Origin of the sequence: Aliiroseovarius sp. S1123 (genome assembly GCF_023015885.1) — a bacterium.
Classification (GTDB): Bacteria; Pseudomonadota; Alphaproteobacteria; order Rhodobacterales; family Rhodobacteraceae; genus Aliiroseovarius.
The window spans coordinates 432,493-449,370 of the sequence record NZ_JALKBE010000002.1 but is presented as its reverse complement, the minus strand read 5'-3'; the positions used below and the strand labels follow the sequence as shown (position 1 = coordinate 449,370).

Below are 16,878 nucleotides of genomic sequence, written 5' to 3'. Positions count from 1 at the left end.
GTGCGATGTTTCCAAATCGTAATTAAAAACCAGCTTACGCTTAAATTGAATGTAAGCCGCGAACAAAACTTGTCGATTTTACTCAGTAGTGGTAAAGTTCCCCCAGCGGCAATCATAGGTTGCCTTGAAAATGACACATGATCTAATTTAAATCGCGCGTGTACTCAGAATGGGTGCCGCATCCCAGTCGTGGTTTTGGTGAGTGCCGGAGTGCAAGTGTAAGGCTCGAGTTTCGGAGCGGTAAGAGTATGATGGTAACGGATAGATATGCGCGGCGTCTGGCTGGCAGAGTTCTGTCGCGCGCGAAGAACTTCATTGCGCAAGATGATGGCGCCATGATTGGATTCTCGCTTCTCGTCTTTTTGGCAATGCTCATCTTTTCGGGGTTGGCCATCGATTTAATGCGCCACGAACTGCACCGAACCCGAATCCAATCCACGATGGACCGTGCGCTGCTGGCGGCAGCGCATCCGGATCAGGGGACCGACCGCAAAGAAGTGGTGATGGATTACTTCAGACGAGCAGGGCTTGATGGAATCGTTAACGAAGATGACATCAAGGTGAAGGTCGCCCTTGATGGGACAAGCGTCACCGCAACGGCCAGAAGCAGTATCCACACGCCTTTCCTGAACTATGTTGGTGTCAGCAGCCTGCCCATTCCCGCAGGAGGGGGGGCTGCGAAGGCAAACGTGCTAACCGAGATATCGTTGGTTGTGGACGTCTCGGGCTCCATGGCGGATAACTCGTCGAACGGCGTGTCGAAGATCTCGGAGCTTCGGACCGCGGCGACCGAGTTTTCAAACCTGCTTCTGTGTGATCCCAAGAATCCGGCAACTCCTGCCACTTGGGATGATTGCACCATCAAGGATACGAAGACCTCTTTGTCGTTGGTGCCGTATTCCACGCAGGTGAATGTCGGGGCAAGCATCCTTGAGAAGTTTGACCGTCAGGATGCCCAGACAGATGCGTATTGTGTGACCTTTGATGACGATGATTTCACTAAAACCGCGGTCGTCCCCAAAGTTGACATGAATGTGGCCCCGGAAACGGCGGTGAAGCAGGCCGCAAAGTTCTTCAGGTACAATCAGTCGAGTTCGCGCAGTGGGGGGAACTTCCAGATTCCGGCCTCGGAACACCGAAACTGGGATGCTTATTGGTCGTGCCACACGGATAATTGGCGTGAGGTGTCCGCGTTAGAGGACAGCCCGGCCCATATGAAGTCCCGCATTGAATTGCTGCAGGCCAGCGGGGATACGGCCATCGACATCGGCATGAAATGGGGAGTCGCGTTTTTGGACCATGCGATTGAGCCGGTGATCACGGACATGATTGGCGAGGGCCTTGTGCATCGCGAGTTTGCCGATCGGCCGCTGGACCCATCGGATGCATCTTCTTCAAAGATTGTTGTCCTGATGACGGATGGTCAGAACACCAATCACCACCATCTGGCGGATGGCTATCGGACCGGTCCATCGCTGTTTTGGCGGAATTCCGAGACCGGCATGATCTCGGTGCTGGACAAGGGCGTTCACGAGGATAGCGATCATGATGACTTGTATCTGTGGTTCGACCCGAATGAAGCCGAACGGACAACCGGTCAGAACAATGGCATGCCGAATTCCCGGATCAAAAGGTTTCCCTTCGGCGAAAATGGCGCGCGCCATTGCCATCGGAACCGGCATGGGACCAGAAGGTGTTCGACAGACGGGCGTGACACGACCGAGCGCATGACGTGGGAAGATTTCTGGGCGGCGGGATACACGTGGCGGATGTTCGAGCTGGCCCAGCATTCTCGGTTTAGCCGTCGCAACAATTCCACCAACCTGATCCCGGGGCGCCTGATCTCGAACAGTAGCTTCAGCGGATCCGTTGATGCGAATGGTGATCCGATCCGCTCTATCGACAAGCGGCTTATGGACCAATGCGATGCGGCAAAACGTGCGGGTATTACGATCTATACAATCGAAATGGAAACGCCGAACACCGCAACGGATGCCATGCAAAACTGCGCCTCGACCAAAGAAGGTAAGCGTCTGCACTATAAGGTCGATGCCAACCTTGATCTTTCCACGGTGTTTGGCCGCATCGCAGAAGACATCAACCGATTGCGTCTGACGCATTGATGCGCATGGTCGGGCATAAATCACGGGCGGATTGCCCTAAGGTTTCTGGAATGGAGACACACCCAATGGCACGGTTCAGAAACGCATTCAGGGCACGCGCGTCTGAGAAGGTGTGGTGGCGTGATCAGACCGGAAGCGCGACGATCGAGTTCGTGCTCTGGTTTCCGCTCTTCATGACGCTGTTTCTGACGTCCTTCGAACTGTCCTATTACGGGATGCGCTCGGTTTTGCTCGAGCGTGCCGTGGACATGACCGTGCGCGAAATGCGTCTGGGCATCAGCCGGCCGCAGAACACACAGGAGTTCAAAACTCGGGTGTGTGAAAAGACGCTTCTGGCAGGCAGTTGTGCGGAAGATCTGATGGTGGAACTGATCCTTGTGAATCAGGCCACGTGGAACCTGCCGCAGGGGAATATCGCCTGCATCGACCGGAATGATCCCATGCAGCCGTTGCCAGCGTTTGGCACCGGTGGCGGAGGCGACCTGATGTTGCTACGCGTGTGCTGGTTGAAGCGTCCCTTCTTCGCCACGACGCCTTATGTCATGGGCCTGCCGCGTGATGCGAATGGCGAAATCGCGCTTTCGGCCGTGTCGACTTATGTAAATGAACCGTGATGGACGACAGGATGATGAACTTGCATGATACCACGCGCGGGCAGGGGCTGTTGCGCCGGTTCTGCAACCGGGTTGCTGAATTCGCACGGGCCGATGCTGGCACGGTGACTGTTGAAAGCGTCATCATTTTGCCGATCATTCTGTTCGGGCTACAAGCGACCTATGCCTATTTCGAAAGCTATCGCCACCAAAGCCTGGCGCTAAAGGCCAACTATGCAATTGCGGATTACCTATCGCGGGTGCCCGCCTACGATCAGACCACGCTTAACGGGTTGGACAATCTGTTCGCGTATATGTCCCGAAGCTCTTCGGACAGTTGGGTTCGCGTGACGATAGTCGAATGTAAAGAGCCCGCCGAGAAGTGTAATGACACCAACACGCGCGTGCTTCACATTCAGAACGACACGGATGTGGCCAACTCGCACGCCTCTGATGGTAAGAACACCTTTGATCGAGACGCGATGCGCACCAAGCTGGCCCACCATGTTCCCAATATGTACAATGGTGAGTATCTGATTGTGGTGGAAACCTACGCGCAGTTCCGACCCACATTTGCCGGGCGCTGGACCGGGATCTATCAACCGGAATTTGCGAATGTCTCGGTGACCAGCCCCCGCGAGCATGATTTCCCATGCTGGAAGGTGAACGCGTCTGACTGCCCGACCTCGTGATCGCACGCTTGTGGTGACGCGGACCGTCTCTGTGCATTTCTCAACGCATCGCTGTTCGGTCGTGCAAGTTGTGCGACTGGGCGCGGATCACTAGTTTCTAGGCAGACACAACGCCAAGGAAGCGAGGTTCACATGTCCATTCGCCCAGTTCTCTCTGCTGACCAATCCAAGCCCACGCTGGAAGGGGCCGGGGTGCATCTGCACCGCGCCTTTGGCTTTCACGACCCCAAAGCCTATGACCCGTTCCTGCTGTTTGATGATTTCCGCAATGACGATCCCCGTCTGTCCGAAAAGGGGTTCCCGTGGCATCCCCATCGCGGCATTGAAACCATCACCTATGTTCTGGCGGGCGAGGTCGAACACGAGGACAGCCTTGGTAACACGGGCCGGTTGGGCGCAGGCGACATTCAATGGATGACCGCCGGATCAGGCATCATGCATCAGGAAATGCCGATCGCGAACACGAAAGGGCAGATGCATGGGTTCCAGCTGTGGGCCAACCTGCCGCGCGACCTGAAAATGACCGCGCCGAACTATCAGGACGTGCCTTCGGTCGAGATCCCGGTGATTGAAGAAGACGATGGCACCAAAGTGCGCGTGATCGTTGGGAAATTCTGGGGGCGGTCTGGCCCGGTTGATGGGATCGCTGCCGATCCGCTGTATCTGGATGTCAGCATCCCTGCGGGCGTCACCAAGACCCTGCCGGTTGATACGCGGCGTCAGGCTTTTGCCTATGTGTTCGAAGGGGCAGGGGCGTTTGCGGATGCGGCTGCGCCTCAGGGCGTGCTTCTTGAGAAAGAGGTGATGGGGCAAGAAGTCAACATCCGCGATCTGTCGGGCAACCGGACCGTGATCCGCTTTGGCGCGGGTGACGAGGTGCGCGTGCAGGCCGGGCCCGATGGCGTGCGCTTCCTTCTGGTCGCGGGTGCTCCGATCCGCGAACCCGTCGCGTGGCATGGACCTATTGTCATGAACACGAAAGACGAGCTGCGACAAGCCATGAGCGACCTGAGGAACGGTACATTTATCAAGCCCGCGCATTAAAGTGTTTCGGTTTCAACCTGATACAGGAGAAAACCGAAACGCAGTGCAAGATTGCTTGATTGCGGGCGTTTCGCGACAACCTTGTGCCTCAAGTTTACCCCGAAACGCATTAGACCAATGTCGCAATCAGTTTTGATTGCGTCGGTGATTGCATAAATCTGACGAATTGTTACAAGGGCAGGAACGCTGCCCTTTCTTTACTGGTGTCATGTCCCGACTGCTTCGCCTTGTTGATCTGCCGCCCATCTGGTTGATGGCGATGGCTGCTGTCGCCTTCGGGCTGGATCGCGCCGTGCCGGGACTGGGCTTTGATCTGGGCTGGACGCGCTGGTTGGGAAGCGGGCTGGTTGCGGTCGGGCTGGGGGTAATGGGTTTGGCCGTATGGGAATTCTTGCGCGCCCGCACTACGATCATTCCCCGCCAGACACCTACATCATTCCTGAAATCAGGTATCTATCGCCTGACCCGCAACCCGATCTATCTGGGCGACGCGCTGGTTTTGGGCGGGCTTGTCTTGCGCTGGGATGTGCTACCGGCTTTGATCTTGGTGCCCATCTTCACCAGAATCATCACGACACGCTTCATCATAGGAGAAGAGGAAGGGCTGACCGCCATCTTTGGTGAGGAGTTCAAAAACTGGGCCGCGACGGTACGTCGCTGGCTATAAATTGCTGCAAAGCGGCATTGCGCCGCGACGTGCTGTCGCGTATTGAAATAATATTGTCGCAATGATCGCTGAAACGATAGCTTCTTGCGCAGCGGATGCGTATAGATTGCGCCATGAAACCGCCGGGGCCGAGGGATGACCCCTCGTTCGGCACACGACGGGAGAAGGAAGAGACTGTGAAAATCGGTGTACCCAAGGAAGTATTTGAGGGCGAAAACCGGGTCGCAATGACACCGGATAGCGCCAAGATGCTGCAAAAGCTGGGCTATGACTGCGTGATCGAAACCAAGGCAGGTGAGGCTGCTGGGTTCTCGGATGCGGTTTATAAAGAAGCAGGTGTTGAGGTCGTTAAGACCGCAGCCGCGCTTTGGAAGGCTGCAGACATCATTGCGAAAGTGCGTCAGCCGAACGATACCGAGCTGAAGCGCCTGTCCGCTGACAAGACGCTGATCAGCTTCTTCAATCCGGGCGGTAACGAGGACGGGCTTGAGAAAGCCAAAAAGTCCGGCGCAAACGTGATCGCCATGGAAATGGTGCCGCGTATTTCGCGCGCGCAGAAAATGGACGCTCTGTCCTCGATGGCAAACATCGCAGGCTACCGCGCCGTGATCGAAGCCGGGAACAACTTTGGCCGCTTCTTCACCGGTCAGGTGACCGCCGCCGGTAAAGTGCCGCCCGCCAAGGTTCTGGTTGTCGGCGCTGGTGTTGCCGGTCTGGCCGCCATCGGCACGTCGACCTCGCTGGGTGCGATCACCTATGCGTTCGACGTACGCCCCGAAGTGGCCGAGCAGGTTGAATCCATGGGCGCCGAGTTCGTCTATCTGGACTTCGAAGAAGAGCAGCAGGACGGTGCCGCCACCGGTGGCTACGCCGCTGTGTCCAGCCCCGAATTCCGCGAAGCACAGTTGGCCAAGTTCCGCGAGCTGGCCCCTGAAGTTGACATCGTCATCACCACCGCGCTGATCCCCAACCGCGAAGCCCCCAAGCTTTGGTTGAAGGACATGATCGACGCGATGAAACCGGGTTCGGTCATCGTTGACCTTGCGGCCGAAAAAGGCGGCAACGCCGAAGGCACCGTGATGGACGAGAAGGTCGTGACCGAAAACGGCGTGACCATCATCGGCTATACCGACTTCCCGTCGCGTATGGCGGCTCAGTCCTCGTCGCTTTACGCGAACAACATCCGTCACATGATGACTGACCTGACGCCTGAAAAAGACGGTGTGGTCAATCACGACATGGAAGATGACGTGATCCGTGGCGCGACCGTGACCCATCAGGGCGAGATCACATTCCCGCCGCCGCCCCCGAAGGTGCAGGCCATTGCAGCCAAGCCCAAGGAAGTGGTGCCGGAACTGACACCGGAAGAAAAACGCGCCGCTGAAGTGGCTGCGTTCAAAGCCCAGACCAAACAGCAGGTCACTCTGCTTGCGGTCGGTGGTGGTCTGATGTTGCTTGCTGGTCTGTTTACGCCCGCAAGCTTCATGCAGCACTTCATCGTGTTCGTGCTGGCGGTGTTCGTCGGCTTCCAGGTGATCTGGAACGTCTCGCATTCGCTGCACACACCGCTGATGGCTGTCACCAACGCCATTTCGTCGATCATCATTCTGGGTGCGCTGATGCAGATCGGATCGGGAAGCTTCCTGGTTATCCTGCTGGCTGCGGCCTCGGTCTTCATGGCCGGGATCAACATTTTCGGTGGCTTCCTCGTGACACGGCGCATGCTTGCCATGTTCCAGAAATCTTAAGGGGGTAGGGATCATGGAATTTGGTTTCACCACGGCTGCATATGTTGTTGCAGCAGTTCTTTTCATCCTCTCCCTTGGCGGTCTGTCGGGACAGGAAAGCGCAAAACGCGCAGTATGGTATGGCATTGTCGGCATGGGGCTGGCGGTGGCTGCGACCCTGATTGGCCCCGGTGCCGGTCTGTGGTGGCTGTCGATCCCGCTGATCGCTGCAGGTGGCGTCATCGGCTATCAGCTGGCATCGAAGGTCGAGATGACCCAGATGCCGGAACTGGTGGCAGGCATGCACGCGCTGGTCGGTCTGGCTGCTGTGTTCGTGGGCTTCAACGCGCATTTCGAGATCGGCAATGCCGCCGAAGCTCTGGCCATCGGCAAGGATGCCGTCAAAGAGCTGGGCGCATTCGGTCAGCTGATCGCCAAGAAATCGGCTGTCGAGATCAACATCCTGTTGGTCGAGCTGTCGCTGGGCGTCTGGATCGGTGCCGTGACCTTCACCGGGTCGGTTATCGCCTATGGCAAGCTGTCGGGCAAAGTAACCTCGTCGGCTGAAAAGCTGCCGGGTGGTCACATGCTGAACGCCGGTGCGGCTGCGCTCTCGGTCATCTGCCTGATTTGGTACCTGAACACGGCAGCCTTCCTGCCGCTGATCATCCTGACCATTGCGGCGCTGTTCATCGGCTATCACCTGATCATGGGCATCGGCGGCGCCGACATGCCGGTGGTTGTGTCGATGCTGAACAGCTACTCGGGCTGGGCTGCGGCTGCGATCGGCTTCTCGCTGGGCAACGACCTTCTGATCGTTGTGGGCGCGCTGGTTGGTTCGTCGGGTGCGATCCTGTCCTACATCATGTGTAAGGCGATGAACCGCTCGTTCGTCAGCGTTATCCTTGGTGGCTTTGGCGGTGGTGCGGATGGTCCCGCGATGGAAATCGACGGCGAACAGATCGCCATCGACGCCGATGGTGTGGCGGCTGCACTGGATGAAGCCGACAGCGTGGTCATCATCCCCGGTTACGGTATGGCTGTGGCGCAAGCCCAGCAGAACGTCGCCGAGCTGACCCGCCGTCTGCGCGCCAAGGGCAAGAACGTTCGCTTTGCGATCCACCCGGTTGCTGGCCGTCTTCCCGGTCACATGAACGTGCTGCTGGCGGAAGCCAAGGTGCCTTACGACATCGTGCTGGAAATGGACGAGATCAACGACGACTTCCCGGAAACGGATGTCGCCATCGTCATCGGCTCGAACGACATCGTGAACCCTGCTGCTCAGGAAGACCCAAACAGCCCCATCGCCGGCATGCCGGTTCTGGAATGCTGGAAAGCCAAGCAGGTCTTCGTGTCGAAACGTGGTCAGGGTACTGGCTATTCGGGCATCGAGAACCCGCTGTTCTTCAAAGAGAACACGCGCATGTTCTATGGCGACGCCAAACAGTCGTTGGATACATTGCTGACGATGATCAGCTAAGCACAACCGCTAAAAAATCATGTGAAGCGCCCCCGGTTTCGGGGGCGTTTTGCGTTTGGGGGTGGTGCCCACAACCCCGAACTGCCAGCGCGTTCGGGTTAGAAGTGCGAGTCCCACTGCGGATGCGCCTCGTCGATGACCAGCGGATGGGTGTGGCGGCGGTGCCCTTTCAGATGCGGGTGATCCAAAGGCAGGTTGTCATGGGTGTGGGCGACCTCGACCGGGTCGTTGGCGGGCCAGAAGCGCAGGGCAGTGCTGATCCCGATCAGGGCAAACGTGGCGAGGATCAGCAGGGCTGGCACGGTCCCTAATGCGGTCATAAGCCACCCCGACAGCGGATAGGTCAGCAGCCAGCAGGCATGTGATAGGGCAAACTGGGCGGCAAAGATCGCCGGGCGGTCCTCGGCATGGGCCGATCTGGCCAACAGTCGGCCAGAAGGCGTCAGGACGGTCGAATAGCCCAGCCCAATCACGGCCCATGCGATCAACAGGGTGGGCCAGCTGAGCCCCCAGACCGCGATCACCGCGCCGAGGCCCAATAGCGTGGAGGCCATCAAACCCGCGCCGGCCAGCATCAGCGGGCGTTCAGGGGCGACGTGGAGGATGCGGGGCAGGGCGATGGCCGCCAGCATGCTGCCCAATCCGAAAGCAAACATGGTCCAGGCTAGGGCGCTTTCCTCCAGCCCCAACTGACTGCGCACCAACACCACCGAGTTCACCAACACCATCGCGCCCGCGCTGGACACGGCAAGGTTCAGCCCCAGCAGTCCGCGCAACCGCGGGGTGGCCAGATAGATGCGGATGCCAAGTGTGGTGCGGTCGTAAAAGCCCCGCGGCGCGGCAGGTTTCGGGTCCGGCAGGCGCACGGACATCACCATCAGGGCCGAGATCAGGAAGCCCAGCGTCGTGCCCAGAAACAGGCTGCTATAACTCGCGACGGTCAGGATCAGCGCGGCGAGGGTCGGGGACAGGATGTTCTCAAGATCAAAGGCCAGCCGGGACAGCGACAGCGCCTTGGTATAGCGTTCTTCATCCGGCAACACGTCCGGTATGGTGGCCTGAAAGGTCGGCGTAAACGCGGCCGAAGCTGCTTGCAGCACGAAGATCAGACCATAGACCTGCCACAGCGTCGTCGCGAAGGGCAGGCAGAGCACCACGGAGGCGCGGATCAGATCCAGCACGATCAACAGAACGCGCCGGTTCACCCGGTCGGCCATGGCGCTGGCAATCGGTGCCAACCCCACATAGGCAATCATCTTAATGGTGAAGATCGTGCCCAGAACCAGCGCCGCGTTTTCGCCAGCCAGATCATAGGCCAGAAGCCCCAGCGCGACGGTGGCGAGCCCCGTGCCCATAAGGGCCACGACCTGCGCCAGAAACAGGTTGCGATAGGTGCGGTTGCCAAGAACCTCGAACATCAGCGCCTCACAAATACCGGGTGATGGCTTTGAGTTCCGCGACCGCCGAGGAGGTTTCATCCCCGAGGCAATGATCCAGATGGTCATGGATCAGCGCCTGCTTCGCATTGCGGATGGCGCTTTCAACCGCTTGTAATTGCTGGGCAAGGTCTACGCAGGGGCGGCCTTGCTCGATCATTTCGATCACCGACCGTAGATGCCCATCGGCACGTTTCAGACGGGCGGCGATTTTTGGGTGGCTGGCATGAGTATGTGGCTGTTTCATAGGCTCAGCCTATCCCCCTAGGGGGGATGCGGCAAGTCTGCGTACCACACCGCGACCCGGACCAAAGAACAGTTTCCCTTTCCCCCCGCTGCCCAAGCGCGTATGCGGGGGTATGACCCCAAATCGCGGCATACTTCTGAAGCTCGGATCGGTAGCGTTCTTCATGTCCATGCAGGCCATGATCAAGGCGGCCTCGGGCCATCTGCCCCCCGGCGAGATCGTCTTCTTTCGCTCGGTTTTCGCGCTGCCGGTGATCGCGGCGTGGTTGGCTTACGAAGGGCGGTTGCATTCGGCCTTGCGCACCACTCAGCTTTGGGGGCACGTCAGCCGGGGAACGGTGGGCGTGATGGCGATGGGGCTGAACTTTACCGCCGTGGCCTATCTGACGCTGCCAGACATCACCGCGATCCTCTATGCGTCGCCGATCATTACGGTAATCCTTGCCGCGATCTTTCTGGGCGAGCAGGTGCGCGCGGTGCGGATCGGGGCAGTGCTGGCCGGACTGCTCGGCGTGTTGATCATCATGTGGCCGCAGCTTCAGGGCATGGGCGAGGGTGATGACCTGCGAGCCTTCGGGGCGATGCTGGCGTTGACGGCGGCCTGTTTCATCGCGGTGGCCAAGATACTTGTGCGCAAGCTGGTGGGGGTAGATCCGCCCTCGACCGTGGTGATCTATGCTTCGTTCACGGCGATTGTCCTGTCGCTTCTGACGCTACCGTTTGGCTGGGTCTGGCCCACGGGGCCGGAATTCGCGCTTCTGCTGGCCGCAGGGCTTGCGGGCGGGGTCGGGCAGTTGATGCTGACCACTGCATATACCCATGCCGAGGCCTCGACGATTGCGCCGTTCGACTATTCGTCAATGATCTTCGCGCTGGCCTTCGGGTTCCTCTTCTTCGGGGACCTGCCCACCACGCAAACCCTGCTGGGCGCGGGTATCGTGATTTCCGCGGGTCTTGTGATCATCTGGCGCGAGGCGCGTTTGGGCAAGGATCGCTCGAAATCCCGCGCCGCCGGGTCGCCAAGCGGGTGATTGCCGATGGGCTTTCTGGCTCGTGTAAATTCACTGGAAATATTGGCGAAACTCGCTTATTCTTGCCGCAAGACCTCGCACAAGACGGGGTCATAGGCAAAGGCACAGACACCGGCACCAAAAACCCGCAAAGGGATGGGTCGGATATAACGAGCGGTACAGGCAAATTGCAGGCGGTTATTCATGACTGAGATGGTGTATGGCGCGGTCCCCGCACAAAGCGGCGATCCCATTCTTCCTCGTTGGTGGCGCACGATCGACAAGTGGTCGGTCTCGTGCATCCTGATCCTTTTCGGCATCGGCATTCTTCTGGGGCTGGCGGCCTCGCCCCCCTTGGCCGAGCGCAATGGACTGGGCTATTTCCACTATGTCGAACGCCAGTTGGTCTTTGGGGTCATGGCCCTGATCACCATGTTTGCCTTCACCATGATGACCCCGCAGATGGTGCGCCGTCTGGGCGTGCTTGGGTTTGTCGTGGCGATGGTGGCTGTGATGCTGCTGCCGGTGTTGGGCACGGATTTCGGCAAGGGCGCCACGCGTTGGTATTCCTTCGGTTTCGCCTCGGTCCAGCCGTCTGAGTTTCTGAAGCCGGGCTTTGTGGTCGTCGCCGCGTGGCTGATGGCGGCCAGTCAAGAGATCAACGGCCCGCCCGGACGCGCCATGTCTGCAGGGCTGGTCACGGTGATCGTGCTGTTTCTGGCGATGCAGCCGGACTTTGGCCAATCGGCCCTGATCCTGTTTGGCTGGGGCGTGATGTACTTCCTAGCAGGCGCGCCCATTATGCTTTTGGTCGGCGCGGCCGGGCTGGTCGTGCTGGGCGGCACCTTCGCCTATCACAACTCACAACACTTTGCGCGCCGGATTGATGGCTTCCTGAACCCCGAAGTCGATCCGACCACTCAGCTGGGATACGCCACCAACGCCATCCGCGAGGGCGGTTTCTTTGGCGTTGGCGTGGGCGAGGGGCAGGTGAAGTGGTCTCTGCCCGACGCGCATACCGATTTCATCATTGCCGTCGCGGCCGAGGAGTACGGCTTGCTTCTGGTCCTGATCATCATCGCGCTTTACGCCACCATCGTGGTGCGCAGCTTCCTGCGTCTGATCCGCGAGCGGAACACGTTTATCCGTCTGGCTGGTTCGGGCCTTGCCGCCATGTTTGGCGTGCAGGCACTGATCAACATGGGCGTGGCGGTACGTCTTCTGCCCGCGAAAGGCATGACCTTGCCGTTCGTCAGCTATGGCGGCTCGTCTTTGATCGCTGGGGGTATTGCACTTGGCATGCTTTTGGCCTTTACCCGCACGCGGCCGCAGGGCCGGATGCAGGATGTATTTGCAAACAGGCAGGGCAGATGACGACAGACCAACCGCTTCTTGTGATTGCTGCCGGGGGGACCGGCGGCCACATGTTTCCCGCGCAGGCCTTGGCAGAGGCGATGCTGCGCAAAGGCTGGCGGGTGAAGCTGTCAACCGACGCGCGCGGCGCGCGCTATACGGGTGGTTTCCCCCATGTGGTCGAGATCGAACAAGTCTCGTCGGCCACCTTCCAGCGCGGCGGCATATTGGCGAAAGCAATCGTGCCGTTCCGCATTGGGGTAGGTGTGTTGGGCGCTGTCATGAAGATGCGCCGTGACCGTCCCAAAGCCGTTGTGGGCTTTGGCGGCTATCCGTCAATCCCCGCATTGGGGGCTGCTAAGCTTTTGAACCTTCCCCGGATGATCCACGAACAGAACGGCGTGTTGGGGCGTGTGAATACGATCTTTTCCACCCGCGTGAGCCGCGTGGCCTGCGGCACATGGCCCACCGACCTACCCGAAGGTGTCGAGGGCGTCTATACCGGCAATCCCGTCCGCGGCGCTGTCATGGCACGTCAGGGCGCGGGCTATATCGCGCCGGGTGACTATCCCATGTCGGTCCTTGTGATCGGCGGCTCGCAAGGTGCGCGGGCGCTGTCCGACCATGTGCCAGCCGCCTTGGCCAGCCTGCCGGAACATCTGCGCCGCCACGTCTCGGTCAGCCATCAGGCGCGTGAGGAAGACATTGATCGCGTGAGTGCGTTCTACGCCGAACACGGCATCCGCGCCGATGTACAAAGCTTCTTCAACGACATCCCCCGCCGGATGTCCGAGGCGCAACTGGTGATCAGCCGGGCCGGGGCCTCGTCCGTCGCGGATATCTCGGTCATTGGCCGCCCGTCGATCCTGATCCCGCTGCCCACCGCGACGGATGATCACCAGACCGCCAATGCGCGGGGGCTGGTGGATGCGGGCGCTGCGATCCTGCTGCCCGAAAGCATGCTGACGCCGGATAGCCTCGCCGAACAGGTCGCGCTGGTGCTGGAAAACTCCGAGGGGGCCGAACAGATGGCCCGCGCCGCACTGGCCCATGGTCGCCCCGATGCTACGGACGCGCTGGTCGCGCTGGTCGAAGATCTGGCCGCGCAGGCCTAAGTAATGAATTCGAAAGGTAGATAGATGAACGCAGCAGCCACCAAGCTTCCCACCGAAATGGGCAAGATCCACTTTGTGGGCATTGGCGGGATTGGCATGTCGGGCATCGCCGAGGTGCTGCTGAATCATGGCTATCAGGTGCAGGGATCGGATCTGAAAGAGACCAAGATCACCGACCGCTTGAAGGGGCTTGGGGCTGAGATTTTCATCGGACAGCGTGCCGAGAACCTTGAGAATGCCGAGGTCGTCGTGATCTCGTCGGCGATCAAACCGGGCAACCCGGAACTCGACACCGCCCGCGCTCGGGGTCTTCCCGTTGTGCGCCGGGCCGAGATGCTGGCCGAACTCATGCGCCTGAAATCGAACATCGCCGTCGCGGGCACGCATGGCAAAACCACCACCACCACCATGGTGGCCGAACTGCTGGTGCATGGGCATATCGACCCGACCGTGATCAATGGCGGCATCATCCACGCCTATGGATCCAACGCGCGGATGGGGCAGGGCGAATGGATGGTCGTTGAAGCGGATGAAAGCGACGGCACCTTCAACCGTCTGCCCGCAACCATCGCCATCGTGACCAATATCGACCCCGAGCATATGGAGCATTGGGGCGACTTTGATACGCTGCGCCAGGGCTTCCTCGATTTCGTCTCGAACATCCCGTTCTACGGGCTGGCTGTGTGCTGCACCGACCACCCTGAGGTGCAGGCGCTGGTCGGCAAAGTCACCGACCGCCGCGTCGTGACCTATGGCTTCAACGCGCAGGCGGACGTGCGCGCTGTGAACCTGACTTATAAGGCGGGCGTTGCGCATTTCGACATCGAGCTTCATCAGGAAGGCACCAAGATCGAAGGCTGCACGCTGCCGATGCCGGGGGACCACAACGTCTCGAACGCGTTGGCTGCCGTCGCTGTCTCGCGCCATCTGGGGATGAAGCGCGACGAGATCCGCACGGCGCTTGCCAGCTTTGGCGGCGTGAACCGTCGCTTCACCAAAGTGGGCGAGGTAAACGGCGTCACCATCATCGACGACTACGGCCACCACCCGGTCGAAATCGCCGCCGTCCTGAAAGCCGCCCGCCAAGCGAGCGAGGGCCGCGTGATCGCTGTCCATCAACCCCACCGTTATTCCCGCCTGCATAGCCTGTTTGAAGAGTTCTGCGCTTGCTTCAATGAGGCGGATGTTGTTGGTATTGCAGAAGTTTTTGCCGCCGGAGAAGACCCGATCGAGGGCGCCTCGCGCGATGATCTGGTTGCAGGTCTGGTCCGTCACGGCCATCGCCACGCCATGGCGGTCGAAAGCGAAGACGCCCTGACAGCGCTGGTGAAAGAGCACACCCAACCGGGCGACATGGTGGTCTGCCTGGGCGCCGGTACGATCAGCGCATGGGCGAACAACTTGCCGTCGCGCTTGGGGTAGGTTCGATGCGGTGGTTCCTCCAAGAATTGTTATTCTGGATACTGATCCTCGGACCCTGGCTGAACATCTATTTTGTCGCGCGATTGACCTGGCGTGGATTCATTCTGAGAGCGGTCCTGTTGATCCCTCTTGTTGTGATCGGAGTTTGGCTGTTGAATGACATGTTGAATTTGGTCTTCGGCTACAGGATGTTCAGTCCACCTTGGGCCGTATTCGGCTTGGTTATTCAACACCTCTGGGCTATGGGAATTGCGCTTTGCGTGGTGCTGTACGTTGCCTATGTACGCGGGAAAGAGAAGCCCAGATGACTGAACACCTAGATCGTCGTCTCGGCCTCGGTCTTCTGACCATGTATGGCGTCGGTGTCATGGTCGGGGCGGGGATCTATGTGCTGGTGGGCGCCGTGGCGGCCGAGGCCGGGATCTGGGCGCCGTTGGCATTTCTTCTGGCGGGCCTAATCGCCGCACCGTCGGCGCTCAGCTATGCGGAACTCAGCTCACGCATCCCCGAAGCCTCGGGCGAGGCAGCGTATGTCGAGAAAGGCCTGAACAGCCACGTTCTGGCGGTGCTGATCGGTCTGGCGATTGTGCTGGCGGGTACTGTATCCGCAGCTGCGGTTCTGCGGGGGGGCGTTGGGTATCTGACGGCTTTGGTCGATATCCCAAGCGCATGGGCCATCATTGGCATCGGCGTTGCCCTGACCCTCGTCGCGCTTATTGGCGTGTTGGAAAGCCTGTCACTGGCCGCCATCTTCACGGTGGTCGAGGTGCTGGGCCTGATCGCCGTGGTCTATGCCGGGTTCACCGCGCCGCCCGTTGCCCTGCTAACTGAATTGCCCGAGATCTACTGGCCCGGAGTGGCAGGGGCCGCTGCCTTGGCGTTCTTCGCCTTCATAGGCTTTGAAGACATGGTGAACATGGCGGAAGAAGCCAAAGACCCCACGCACACTGTCCCCCGCGCAATTCTGATTGCCTTGGTGATCACAACATTGCTCTACGCGCTGGTGTCTTACGCCGCAGTCCGTGCGGTGCCGGTGGATGCGCTGGCAAGCTCGGGCCGGCCTTTGGTTTTGGTCTGGGAAAGCAGCCTCTCGGCCTCGCCAGCCATTCTTGGGGGTATCGCCGTGATTGCAGCGCTGAACGGCGTGTTGGCGCAGATCGTGATGGCCGCACGCGTGTTATTCGGCCTTGGGCGGCGCGAAAAGCTTCTGTCGATCTTCTATCGCGCCCATCCCCGGTTTGGCACGCCCGTTCTGGCAACGGTGCTGCTGGGGGCAGGGGTGATCGGGGCAGCGCTGGCCTTGCCTGTTTCTGAACTTGCAGCTGTAACGTCGACCGTATTGTTGATCGTGTTCGCTGTCGTGAACATCGCGTTGATCGCGTTAAAACGGAAAGCGCCCAAAGCTCCGTTCAGGACAGCCGTCTGGGTGCCGTGGCTGGGCCTGATCGGAGCCCTGACGGCGTTGGCCGCATCTTTCCTGACCGGAGCCACACATTGAGCCCGTCGTTGATCGCCGGTGCCCTCTGGGCCATCGCGGCCACGATCGTCGCGCTGTTGCCGATGCGACTGCAGTTCCCGCCGGGGATCGTCTTGCTGATCTCGGCACCGTTTCTGGTCTTGTGGATCGGCGCCACCCATGGCTGGGTCTGGGCCGCATTGGGGCTGGCCGCCTTCCTGTCGATGTTCCGCCGCCCTTTGTGGTACTTCGCCCGGAAATGGACCGGACGCATATGACGCTGTCGCTGATCCTCGCCTGCCTGTGGGCGGTTGTCGCGCAGGTGATCGCGTTGACGCCGTCAAAGGATCACCATTGGCGGGTGGCTTACGTCTTGATCGCCGTGGGCATTCCGCTATTGGGGTACGTGATGTACGAGAACGGCCCGTGGGTGGGGCTGCTGGTCTTGCTGGGCGCGATGTCGATCCTGCGCTGGCCAGTAATCTACCTGACCCGCTGGCTGAAGAAGAGGTAA

17 protein-coding genes are annotated in these 16,878 nt (G+C 59.7%); 15 read left to right on the top strand and 2 right to left on the bottom strand.

Annotated elements, in window-relative coordinates; translation table 11 throughout:
* The first annotated feature begins 248 nt into the window (after nucleotides 1-248).
* The 7 genes from MWU53_RS05640 (at nucleotide 249) to MWU53_RS05610 (ending at nucleotide 8,326) form a co-directional block, all read left to right on the top strand.
* Nucleotides 249-2,123 carry a pilus assembly protein TadG-related protein gene (locus tag MWU53_RS05640; protein ID WP_247091284.1) on the top strand — a complete coding sequence of 625 codons (1,875 nt, stop codon included), beginning with the start codon at nucleotides 249-251 and terminating at the stop codon, nucleotides 2,121-2,123.
* Between the two features lie 65 nt (nucleotides 2,124-2,188).
* Entirely contained in the window at nucleotides 2,189-2,737 is a 549-nt protein-coding gene (locus MWU53_RS05635) for a TadE/TadG family type IV pilus assembly protein (RefSeq protein ID WP_247091282.1), read from the top strand.
* The gene (locus MWU53_RS05630; protein ID WP_247091280.1) at nucleotides 2,737-3,408 is read left to right on the top strand and encodes a hypothetical protein; all 672 of its coding nucleotides are present in this window, start codon (nucleotides 2,737-2,739) and stop codon (nucleotides 3,406-3,408) included. Before MWU53_RS05635 ends, MWU53_RS05630 begins: the two co-directional genes overlap by 1 nt.
* 132 nt (nucleotides 3,409-3,540) lie before the next feature.
* A complete protein-coding gene (locus MWU53_RS05625; protein WP_247091278.1) occupies nucleotides 3,541-4,452 on the top strand; it encodes a pirin family protein in 912 nt (303 codons plus the stop codon).
* 208 nt (nucleotides 4,453-4,660) lie between these two features.
* Entirely contained in the window at nucleotides 4,661-5,119 is a 459-nt protein-coding gene (locus tag MWU53_RS05620; protein WP_247091276.1) for a methyltransferase, read from the top strand.
* A gap of 176 nt (nucleotides 5,120-5,295) precedes the next feature.
* Nucleotides 5,296-6,867 carry a Re/Si-specific NAD(P)(+) transhydrogenase subunit alpha gene (locus MWU53_RS05615; RefSeq protein WP_247091274.1) on the top strand — a complete coding sequence of 524 codons (1,572 nt, stop codon included), beginning with the start codon at nucleotides 5,296-5,298 and terminating at the stop codon, nucleotides 6,865-6,867.
* A 13-nt stretch (nucleotides 6,868-6,880) separates the two neighbouring features.
* Nucleotides 6,881-8,326 (top strand): NAD(P)(+) transhydrogenase (Re/Si-specific) subunit beta, encoded by a 1,446-nt coding sequence (locus tag MWU53_RS05610; protein WP_247091272.1) that lies wholly within the window; start codon nucleotides 6,881-6,883, stop codon nucleotides 8,324-8,326.
* A gap of 98 nt (nucleotides 8,327-8,424) precedes the next feature.
* Here MWU53_RS05610 and MWU53_RS05605 read toward each other — a convergent pair whose 3' ends face one another.
* On the bottom strand, nucleotides 8,425-9,744 hold the full coding sequence (locus MWU53_RS05605; RefSeq protein ID WP_247091270.1) for an MFS transporter: 1,320 nt from the start codon (nucleotides 9,742-9,744) through the stop codon (nucleotides 8,425-8,427).
* Between the two features lie 7 nt (nucleotides 9,745-9,751).
* Nucleotides 9,752-10,009 carry a metal-sensing transcriptional repressor gene (locus tag MWU53_RS05600; protein ID WP_247091269.1) on the bottom strand — a complete coding sequence of 86 codons (258 nt, stop codon included), beginning with the start codon at nucleotides 10,007-10,009 and terminating at the stop codon, nucleotides 9,752-9,754.
* Nucleotides 10,010-10,121: 112 nt separating this feature from the next.
* Between MWU53_RS05600 and MWU53_RS05595 the strand changes: the two genes are divergently transcribed.
* From MWU53_RS05595 to MWU53_RS05560, 8 genes are all read left to right on the top strand, one after another.
* Nucleotides 10,122-11,039 carry a DMT family transporter gene (locus MWU53_RS05595; protein ID WP_247091267.1) on the top strand — a complete coding sequence of 306 codons (918 nt, stop codon included), beginning with the start codon at nucleotides 10,122-10,124 and terminating at the stop codon, nucleotides 11,037-11,039.
* 183 nt (nucleotides 11,040-11,222) lie between these two features.
* The gene (ftsW, locus tag MWU53_RS05590; RefSeq protein ID WP_247091265.1) at nucleotides 11,223-12,392 is read left to right on the top strand and encodes a putative lipid II flippase FtsW; all 1,170 of its coding nucleotides are present in this window, start codon (nucleotides 11,223-11,225) and stop codon (nucleotides 12,390-12,392) included.
* On the top strand, nucleotides 12,389-13,486 hold the full coding sequence (gene murG / locus MWU53_RS05585) for an undecaprenyldiphospho-muramoylpentapeptide beta-N-acetylglucosaminyltransferase (RefSeq protein ID WP_247091263.1): 1,098 nt from the start codon (nucleotides 12,389-12,391) through the stop codon (nucleotides 13,484-13,486). Before ftsW ends, murG begins: the two co-directional genes overlap by 4 nt.
* A gap of 24 nt (nucleotides 13,487-13,510) precedes the next feature.
* On the top strand, nucleotides 13,511-14,908 hold the full coding sequence (murC, locus tag MWU53_RS05580; protein WP_247091261.1) for a UDP-N-acetylmuramate--L-alanine ligase: 1,398 nt from the start codon (nucleotides 13,511-13,513) through the stop codon (nucleotides 14,906-14,908).
* Entirely contained in the window at nucleotides 14,875-15,216 is a 342-nt protein-coding gene (locus tag MWU53_RS05575) for a hypothetical protein (protein ID WP_247091260.1), read from the top strand. Before murC ends, MWU53_RS05575 begins: the two co-directional genes overlap by 34 nt.
* Nucleotides 15,213-16,406 carry an APC family permease gene (locus tag MWU53_RS05570; RefSeq protein WP_247091259.1) on the top strand — a complete coding sequence of 398 codons (1,194 nt, stop codon included), beginning with the start codon at nucleotides 15,213-15,215 and terminating at the stop codon, nucleotides 16,404-16,406. The genes MWU53_RS05575 and MWU53_RS05570 overlap by 4 nt, the downstream gene beginning before the upstream one ends.
* Nucleotides 16,403-16,642: a DUF2484 family protein gene (locus tag MWU53_RS05565; RefSeq protein ID WP_247091258.1), complete on the top strand. Its 240-nt coding sequence runs from the start codon at nucleotides 16,403-16,405 to the stop codon at nucleotides 16,640-16,642. Before MWU53_RS05570 ends, MWU53_RS05565 begins: the two co-directional genes overlap by 4 nt.
* The gene (locus MWU53_RS05560; RefSeq protein WP_247091257.1) at nucleotides 16,639-16,878 is read left to right on the top strand and encodes a DUF2484 family protein; all 240 of its coding nucleotides are present in this window, start codon (nucleotides 16,639-16,641) and stop codon (nucleotides 16,876-16,878) included. Before MWU53_RS05565 ends, MWU53_RS05560 begins: the two co-directional genes overlap by 4 nt.